The sequence below is a fragment of the uncultured Succinivibrio sp. genome (genome assembly GCF_902756765.1).
Classification (GTDB): Bacteria; Pseudomonadota; Gammaproteobacteria; order Enterobacterales; family Succinivibrionaceae; genus Succinivibrio.
In genome coordinates, this window is the sequence record NZ_CACVSS010000203.1 from 1 (window position 1) to 2,007 (window position 2,007).

General features: G+C 40.4%; 1 protein-coding gene. It reads right to left on the bottom strand.

Annotated features, from left to right (window positions below; genetic code table 11):
- Positions 1–179 precede the first annotated feature (179 nt).
- On the bottom strand, positions 180–2,007 hold a 1,828-nt coding region (locus QZU45_RS12425), incomplete at its 5' end, for a transposase (RefSeq protein ID WP_295355757.1).

A 2,007-nucleotide genomic window follows, 5' to 3' on the forward strand; every position in this document is an offset into this window, starting at 1 on the left:
GTTCAATGCTCAGTTAAAGCTTGCAAAAGAAGAGTTCAAGCAGAAATCAGAAGTTAAATAATATCTGATGTCATAATAGAATTAAAAAGCTCAGAATACCCATTCTTTGCACATTTTTGTGTAACTATGGGCAAGGCAATAAATCCTCAGCTACTACGGCTGGGGATTTTGTTATGCGGTTAATACGAACCATCCTCTGCTTCCGCAGCAATATCTTCCTCATACTCTATATTCATCTCAACCTCAGGGAATGGAATATTCAAACCTTCAAATAGTTCTTTCTTCTTTCCTACAATTTCTGAGAAGTATCCTCCATCAGGGAATATTGTCTGAGTAATATTTGACAGGGATGCCAGCATCTTTGGTACTGAGTCAAATGGAAGCTTAATGCCTTTTGCTTCTGCATTATGAATATGATGTCTTAGCATGCAGAGAATACTGCAGGCAAGGAAATGCACAAAGATTTTTTGCACAAAGATTTTTCCACAAAGAGTTTTTGATGAGGAGACATGTAATCTTCTTGCTCCAGTGAAATCCTTGAGCTTTCGGAAACTCTCCTCAACCTCATTACGTTCTGTATAGGCACGTGACGCTTCAACCGGATCACTTATAAAGTCTGACAGCAGGACTCTTATACCCTTACAGAGCATGTACTCAAATTTCTGAGTATTGTTGATTACTTTTCTGCCATTTGAATCTTCAGTAACATAGGTTGAAAGGAAGTCTTTTTCATCCTGAGTAAGAGTCTCAGTCTCATCCTTCTGCTTATCCAGAAGCTCTGCTATTCTGGCTCTGAATTTATCTTCAGCCTCATTTCTGATTTCATGGTCGAGGTAGATATGAATAAACATTCTGCCTTTCTCACGTTTGCATCTTGCAGAGTCCTTGTTGAAGTTACCAGGATAGCTCCAGTCTATCTCCTCAGTCAGAACATTCTGTCCAAGTTTCCTGTTATAGCTGCAGTCATCAAGCAGATAGGAGAGATTCTTTGCAATCAGATTCTTACAGATTCCGAAAGAGAGCTTCATGTTAAGAATAAAGCTCTGATTGTCCTGATAGAGCTTATGGATATTTTTGACTGAGCCATAGCCCTTGTCTCCAACCAGAACAGCTCTACGATTTAATCCCATCCTTGCATATTCCTTTAGCAGATGGTTAAACGTAGATATATCAGGTGTTGAGCCTGCATAGTATCTGTAATAAAGTGGACAGCCTGTACGCTGATTTACCAGCATCACCACGTTTATCTGTTTAAGCTGGTCTCCGTCTTTGTTGTGTCCCCATTCAGCGAATTCAAGGTTGTCAGAACAGGTGGAGATAGATGTGGAGTCCAGAGCATAGTAAACATTTTCTTTGGTTTTATCCTCTTCCTCAATACAGCACTCATTCAGCTTTTTCAGAAAAACATCAATTCTGTCCTGATCAATATGCTGTAGAAATCTAGTGATGCTGCTTATTCCAAGAGGTCTGTGGTATGGAAGTCTGGTAGTTGATGCAAAGTCCTCGTACAGGTACATTCCCTTATCAGGCTCAATTGCCTTGAAATAAGCCAGAGACAGAAGCTTCTTAGCTCCGTAATACTTATCAAAAGCTCTCCCCAGAGCTTTTGACAAAGGTGTAGATGCAACCACCTGATCAAGCAGCCAGGTGGCTCCTGCATGAAGAACCTTTAGAGAGATAGCCTTCCTTATGAACAAAGAGTTTTCATCCATATCGTCTGCCTGTGAAAATTCAAGCTTATAGCGGGTTAGTTTACCCTTAGATTTTAGATGATCTACTACTCTTGTTGTCTTTAAGGTCTCAAGGATTGGATACTGATTCAAAAAATCCTCAGTCCATTCGATAGTCCCGGTTAGTTCACCGCCAATAATCTTACCTACGGTATAGGTCTTTCCCTTAACTCTGACCGACATATGTCGTTCAGAGTCCCAGGCATTCTCATAAGAGCAGACATAAGTATATTTACCGTTTCTGTTGAACAGGAGAGGAGGAAGTTCAGGAGCATCA